This is a genomic window from Micrococcus sp. KRD077, from assembly GCF_017168505.1.
Taxonomy (GTDB): Bacteria; Actinomycetota; Actinomycetes; order Actinomycetales; family Micrococcaceae; genus Micrococcus; species Micrococcus luteus.
In genome coordinates this window covers 1-6369 of record NZ_JABFAZ010000068.1, presented here as the reverse complement: position 1 = coordinate 6369, position 6369 = coordinate 1, and the positions used below count along the sequence as shown (strand labels likewise).

Genomic DNA, 6369 nt, shown 5'->3' with positions numbered 1-6369 from the left:
AGAGGTGTATAAGAGACAGACCGTACGCCGGGCGGTGCGCGGGCCAGGTCCGCGGCGACGCGCCGCCCCGGGCATAGGTGTGACCAAGGACTCACTGGGAGGTGCGGTGATGCACCTCATTCACCTCTTGTTCACTCGTGAGGGCCGTGCGAGGATGGCACGCGAAAGATTTCCGGGGGCCGCGTTCGTACGAAAGCGGTCCCCGTTGCAATGACCAGGGTCGCCCTCCGTGTCGGTCGTGCCGCGCGTCGTCCGCGCAGGCCCCCGCGCCCGCCGCCGGCGGAGGCCGTGACCACCGGCGCCCGCGGGCTCCGGCTCTTCCGACAGAAAGTGAGCGGACCGATGGATTGGCGCAGTAAAGCAGCGTGCCTGGACAAGGACCCGGAGCTGTTCTTCCCCGTGGGCAACACCGGCCCCGCCCTCCTGCAGATCGAGGAGGCCAAGGCGGTGTGCCGCTCGTGTGAGGTCGTGGACACGTGCCTGAAGTGGGCCATGGAGTCCGGCCAGGACTCGGGCGTCTGGGGCGGCATGAGCGAGGACGAGCGGCGCGCCATGAAGCGCCGCGCGGCGCGTGCCCGCCGCGCCTCCTGACCCACCCGGACCACCGGCCCCGTCGACCTCGTCGACGGGGCCCTCGTCATGCCCGGCCGGGCTCACGTCAGGGGCAGTCGCAGCACGACGCGCGTGCCGCCGTCGTCGGACCGCTCCCAGCGCAGGGTGCCGCGCAGGTCCCCCTCCACGAGCGAGTGCACGATGCGCAGGCCGAGCCCCGATCCCTCGCCCGCGCGGGGAGACTCCCCCGGCACCCATCCGTCGGGGGCGGCGGGGCCGCCGTCCGTCACGGACACGACCAGCACCGTTCCTGCGGGGGTCGACTCACGGTCGGCGTGCAGGCCCACGCAGCCACCGCCCGGCGCCGTGCCGTGCTCGACGGCGTTGGCCGCCAGCTCATTGAGCACCAGCGCCAGCGGCGTGGTCACGTGGGAGGGCAGTTCACCGAACTCGCCCGTGACCGCGACCTGCAGCGGCCGCCCGTCCCCGGCCACCTCGACGGCCAGGCGGAACTGCCGCTGCAGCAGACCGTCCACGGGGACCTGGTCCTCGATCTCCTCGCTCAGCGTCTGGTGGACGAGGGCGATCGTGTCCACCCGCTGCATCGCCTGACGCAGCGCACGCTCCGCCTCGGGCGAGGACGTGCGCCGCGCCTGCATGCGCAGCAGCGATCCCACGGTCTGCAGGTTGTTCTTGACGCGGTGGTGGATCTCGCGGATGGTCGCGTCCTTGGTGAGCAGACGCTGCTCCTGGCGGCGCAGCTCGGTCACGTCGCGCAGCAGCAGCAGCGCCCCCTGCCAGCCGTCCGGACCGAGCAGGGGGACGGAGCGCACCGTGAGGGACGCCCCGCCGGACTGCACCTCCCGCCGTCCGGCACGCAGGCCGGTGAGCACCGCCCACGTCCCCTCGTCGGTGGGAACGCGGGCGGCCTCGGTGCTGGCCAGCACGTCGGTGAGCCGGTGCCCCTCGAGGGTCGAGGCGATGCCCAGCCGGCGCAGGGCGGAGACCGCGTTGGGACTGGTGAACTCGGCGACCGAGTCCGGCCCGAGCACGACGAGGCCGTCCCCCACCCGCGGCGTGCCGCCCGCCCAGAGGCCGGAGGGCTCCTCGGGCGCCGGCCAGCGGCCGTGCTGCATCATGTCCAGCAGGGTGCTGGCCGTCCGGCTGTAGTTCTCCTCGATCACCGAGCGCGCCGGCCGGCCGTTCGGGTCCGCGTGCGCGGAGACGACCGCGATGACCCTCCCGGCGCGGACCACCGGCCACAGACGCACCTGCAGCGTGCCTCCCGGGGCCTCGACGGGGCCGGTCCCCTCGGCCCGCTCCCCGCCATGCCACGTCTGCCCGACGACGGCCCGCAGGTCCGCGCGGGCGCGCGAGCCCACGATGTCGCGGTGGAAGAGGGTGGGAGCGGTGAAGGGCCGGACCTGGGCGAGCGCGACGAACCCTCCGGCCTCGTCGCGGCGGGGCACGGGGCACCAGAGCACGAGGTCCGCGAGCGCCAGGTCTGCCACGAGCTGCCAGTCCCCCACGAGCCGCTGCAGCCAGGCGCGGTCCTCGTCTCCGATGTCCGGGTGCGACGTCAGGGGGTCCTGCGCGAGCGAACTGACCATGGGATCAGGGTACGGCGACGTGCCGGGCGGCCCGTGTCCGTGGCGTCGCGGGCGGCGTCGGAGGACGCGGCGGCGATGGTCTGCGAGGGCCGTGCGCGGTGCCGTCCGCGGCGGGCGGGGCGGGCAGGGACACCGGCCAGCGTGGCGAGGGCGCGACGCAGCGGGCTGTTCGGAGCGGCCTCGGCGAGCACCTGGCCGGCGAGCAGCGCGGGGTCCGCGGCGGCCGGGTCCCACGGCAGGAACGCCTCCAGGGGCGTGGCCGGCGAGGCGTAGCGGTTCCAGACGGCCTCGACCTGGCCTCGCGGGGCGACGCCGGCGGCCGCGGGCCGGAGCCGGTTGACCACGACGCGCAACCGTGCCGCCGGGGCCGCCTCCGCCAGCTCCTCGACCCCGCGGACCAGGCGGGGCAGCGCGACGGCGTCCGGCCCGCCGACCGCGATGACCTCGTCGGCCGCGGCGAGCGCCGCCAGGGTCGCACCGTTGCGCTGTGGGGCGGGCACGTCGAAGGACAGCTCCTCGTCCTGTTCGAGACCGAACCCGACGTCGACGACCACGCGGTCCCAGTGTTCCCTGGCGGCCGCGATCAGCGCGGTGACGGCGGCGGGGCGCAGCTCGGGCCACCGGTCCACGCGGGTGAGTCCCGTCAGAACCGTCAGGTCCGCGCCCGCGACGCGGACGCGGACGCCCGCGGCCGCCAGGTCGGCGGCGCCCAGTCGGCCGTGGTCGGCCCGCCGTACGGCCCGCGCCACGCCGGCCGACTCCTCCGTCAGCCCCAGGTGCACACCGACGGCGGGGCCGTACGTGTCCAGGTCGACCAGCAGCGTGTTCCGGCCGGCCACGGCGTGCTCGGCGGCGAGGTTCACGGCGACGGTGGTGCGTCCCGGGGCGCCGGTGGGACCCCACACCACGGTCACCAGGGACTCCCGCGCGGGTGCGGTCGGTTCGCCCTCCTCCGGAGAGGGTGCGGGGTCGGCTCCCTCGTCCGCGGTGGCGGGGCCGTCGTCGGGGGTGGCCGCGGCGGGGGCGGCGCCCGGCCCGGCGTCGTCGGGCTCGTCGGCGTCGCGCCAGGGGTCCGTGAGGCCGGGCACCTCGTCCGCGCCGAGCGTCTCCAGGGTGATCGGCAGGTCGTCGAGGTCCTCGGCGTGATCCCGGGCGTGGTCGGCGTCCTCCCCGTGCGAGGTCTCCGGCCGGCGGCCCTCCGCGGCGGCGCTCGCGGACTCCACGACGACGGCCGCGATCTGCTCGGGGTCGGCGTCGGCGCGCACGCAGGGCACCCCCATGCTGCGGAGGCGACGGCGCTCGGTGCGAACCTCGCTGAGCGCCGCCACGCCCACGGGTCGGGGCAGCCGGGCCGTCTCCTCCAGGAAGGCGGCGGTGAGGGACTCGGTGTCCCCGGCTACGAGGACCGCGTCCACGAGACCGGAGCGGGCGATCGCGAGCAGCTCGGCGAGGTCCTCGGCCCGGCGGAGGACCGTGATGTCCGTCTGGTGCCGCTCGAGCGGGCCGATGTGGTCCAGGCCCGGCTGGACGGTGGTGGCCAGGGCGATGCGCACGGTCAGCGCACCCCGTGGGCCGGCACGAGGGTGACCCGCGCGTCCTTGACCTTCGCGTCCACGATGCGCGGCAGGGTCTCCTCCGGTGCCAGCAGCTGTACCCGGGTGGTGCCCGAGCCGCCGAAGCCGTTCTGCTCCGCCGTGACCTCGGAGATCTCGAGCGCCTCGGCCAGCCGGGCCGGGTCCGCATGGCCGCGGCCTCCCTCCGCGGGCATGGCCACCCAGACGTCCACGCGGTCTCCCACGCCCACGCCGGACGGCAGCGGCTCGTCCAGGGCCACCCCGACGGGACGACGGCCGTCCGGGTCCGCGTCCACCAGTGCCGCCGCCGGCAGCAGCTCGCCGGCCCGGACCGTCCCGGAGACCATCCGCCCCTCGGGCGCCGGAGCATCGGCGCTGAGGTACCGCTCGCCGGCCTCGCTGAGGTTCACCTCCACGGGCCGCAGGTCCCCGGCCGCGATGGGTGTGCCCGGGGGCAGGTCCTCCGCAGCCGTCCAGTACGCGGCGGTCCGCTGGGAGGAGGCGACCAGCGCCACGACGCCGGCGATCGAGGCGAGGACGAGAATGAGACCGACGAGGAGCCGGGGATCCCGCCAGCGGGGCCGGCGCAGACGGCCGCCCTCGGCGGACGCGGACATGGTCGTGGACACCGGATGTTCCCCCCTTCGGACCGGCCCCTCGGGCCGCCGCGGCCCCGGCACCCCGTCGGTGTCGGCCCCTCCGCGCTGCGCCCAGAGTAACCACTGGGGCCGTGGATCGCCGGATCCGCCGCGTACGCTGTGGAAAAGTGTCGCCTCCGGGTGTTCCCGGGGTTGAATGGGTCGACGTCGTGGGCCGCCCGCGACCGTCCTGGACGCCTCGACCGAAGGAGCACCGTGCAGCGCTTTCTCACCCTGACCGACGTCGCGGAGACCCTGAACATCTCCGGTCAGGCCGCCCGTGCCCTGGTCCGCTCGGGTGAGCTGCAGGCCATCCAGGTCGGGGGCCGCGGTCAGTGGCGCATCGAGGTGTCCTGGCTCGAGGACTACGTGGAGCGTCAGAAGGAAGTGACGCGCGCCCGCGTCCGGGAGTGGACCGAGGCGGACGCGCAGGCCCGCTGAGCCCACACGGTCTGCTCAGGCGGGGCGCAGCGCGGTCCGGACCGTCCCCAGCGCCCCGAACGGGATGACGAGCCGCCCGCGGACGGCCGCGGCCCGCCGGGCCTCGTCCCGCGGGTGGCGGGCGATGTCGAGGTGGTCGCCGCCGACCCGGTCCACGGTGCCCTCTGCCAGTGCCGCGCCGAGGCGCCCCGTCACCGCCACCGGCTGGCGCGTCCGCGCGATGCCGCGCAGCACCGTCCCCCAGCCGGCCGCGGCGAGCTCGGGCGCGACCGCGGCCCGGGTCAGGTCGGCCTCCACGGCCGCCACGCAGTCCACCGCGACGATCGCCGACCCCGAACCGTCGACGTGCACGCCGACCCAGCCCTGCCCCACCGTGTGCACCACACCGTCCACGACCTCGCCCCAGGCCAGGTGGAGCCGGACCTGCCGCCCTCGAGCTCCGCGCAGGCGGTCCGCCAGGGACAGCGCCATCCACTCCGCTCGGGTCAGCTCCGCGGCCTCGGCCACCGTCTCCTGCCAGCCGAGGTCGGCCCAGTGCGCCTCCAGGTCGTCGAAGAGTCCGTTCCACCGCATGCGCTCAGCATAGGAGGCTCAGCGCCGGACATCGGTCATCATCAAACATCATCAAACATCACTCTTGACAACCATCAGGCCGTGCAGTTCACTGTGGTCATCATCACCGGCCTGATCGCGGGATCCCGGCCGGACGGACGCACAGGAGGGGAATCCATGGAGCGCTCGACATCACCGGCCGGCCCGGCCCCGAACCGTCCGGTCGACGCGGCGGACGCCGTCGGCCTCACCGTCCTGCTTCTGGCCGGACCCGGCCTGCTCGCCTGTGCCGCGGCGCTGCTGCAGACGGGCCCCAGCGCGCCGGCGGCGGAACTGACCCGCGTGCTGGGCCTCGGTGCCGGTCTCGCGGGGCTCGGACTGCTCGCGTGGTGGGCGGTGGGCCTGATCGGGCTGGCGCTCGTCGCGCTGGGGCGCCGTGCGGGTCGGCCGGCCTGGGCCCGCCTGGGCCGGAGCCTCACTCCCGCCCTGCTCGGACGCGTGGCCGGCGCCATCGTCGGTGCCCAGCTGCTCGCGGCGCCGGCCGCGTGGGCGGACGCGGCTCATCCCGTGCCGGACGCCTCCTGGACCGTGGCCGCGTCCCCCGCGCACGCCATCGGCGTCGAGGCCCCGGCGCCGGACGCCGCGTGGACGCCCCGGCCCCCGGCGCCGGCCCCGCCGGGCGCCGGCACCGGCCGTGCGGATCCGGATCACCCCACCGTCACCGTCCGGCGCGGCGACTGCCTGTGGCACCTCGCCGCCGCCGAGCTCGGCCCGGACGCGACCCCCCGAGAGATCGACGCCCGGTGGCGCCGCTGGTACGAGGCCAACCGGCGGGTGATCGGCGACGATCCACACCTGCTGCTGCCCGGCACCGTGCTGACCTCCCCCGTGTTCGCCCCGCACGCCGGCGTGGACGGACCACGGCCATGACATCCACGACCCTGCACTCCCCCGCTTCGCCTCGTCCTCAGGAGACCGCCATGACCGCCCTCGCCACCCGCC

General features: G+C 75.8%; 7 protein-coding genes. 3 read left to right on the top strand and 4 right to left on the bottom strand.

Annotated features, from left to right (window positions below; translation table 11 throughout):
* The first annotated feature begins 342 nt into the window (after window positions 1–342).
* The gene (locus J1M39_RS11355; RefSeq protein ID WP_002854852.1) at window positions 343–591 is read left to right on the top strand and encodes a WhiB family transcriptional regulator; all 249 of its coding nucleotides are present in this window, start codon (window positions 343–345) and stop codon (window positions 589–591) included.
* Between the two features lie 62 nt (window positions 592–653).
* Here the strand turns inward: J1M39_RS11355 and J1M39_RS11350 are convergent, their stop codons facing one another.
* Genes J1M39_RS11350 through J1M39_RS11340 form a run of 3 tightly spaced genes read right to left on the bottom strand, consistent with a single transcriptional unit; the run spans window position 654 to window position 4365 of the window.
* Window positions 654–2162 (bottom strand): sensor histidine kinase, encoded by a 1509-nt coding sequence (locus J1M39_RS11350; RefSeq protein WP_113914375.1) that lies wholly within the window; start codon window positions 2160–2162, stop codon window positions 654–656.
* Window positions 2132–3715 (bottom strand): tyrosine-protein kinase family protein, encoded by a 1584-nt coding sequence (locus J1M39_RS11345; protein WP_113914376.1) that lies wholly within the window; start codon window positions 3713–3715, stop codon window positions 2132–2134. Before J1M39_RS11345 ends, J1M39_RS11350 begins: the two co-directional genes overlap by 31 nt.
* Before the next feature lie 2 nt (window positions 3716–3717).
* Window positions 3718–4365 carry an SAF domain-containing protein gene (locus tag J1M39_RS11340; RefSeq protein ID WP_070709788.1) on the bottom strand — a complete coding sequence of 216 codons (648 nt, stop codon included), beginning with the start codon at window positions 4363–4365 and terminating at the stop codon, window positions 3718–3720.
* Window positions 4366–4590: 225 nt separating this feature from the next.
* On the opposite strand from J1M39_RS11340, the gene J1M39_RS11335 reads away from it, so the two are divergent.
* On the top strand, window positions 4591–4815 hold the full coding sequence (locus J1M39_RS11335) for a helix-turn-helix domain-containing protein (protein WP_049147317.1): 225 nt from the start codon (window positions 4591–4593) through the stop codon (window positions 4813–4815).
* 15 nt (window positions 4816–4830) lie between these two features.
* Here J1M39_RS11335 and J1M39_RS11330 read toward each other — a convergent pair whose 3' ends face one another.
* Complete coding sequence (locus tag J1M39_RS11330; protein WP_049147319.1) at window positions 4831–5388, bottom strand: hypothetical protein; 558 nt, start codon at window positions 5386–5388, stop codon at window positions 4831–4833.
* Between the two features lie 156 nt (window positions 5389–5544).
* Here J1M39_RS11330 and J1M39_RS11325 point away from each other — a divergent pair, with 156 nt between their 5' ends.
* Window positions 5545–6297, top strand: coding sequence for a LysM peptidoglycan-binding domain-containing protein (locus J1M39_RS11325; RefSeq protein ID WP_063189507.1), 753 nt, complete (start codon window positions 5545–5547; stop codon window positions 6295–6297).
* Window positions 6298–6369 lie beyond the last annotated feature (72 nt).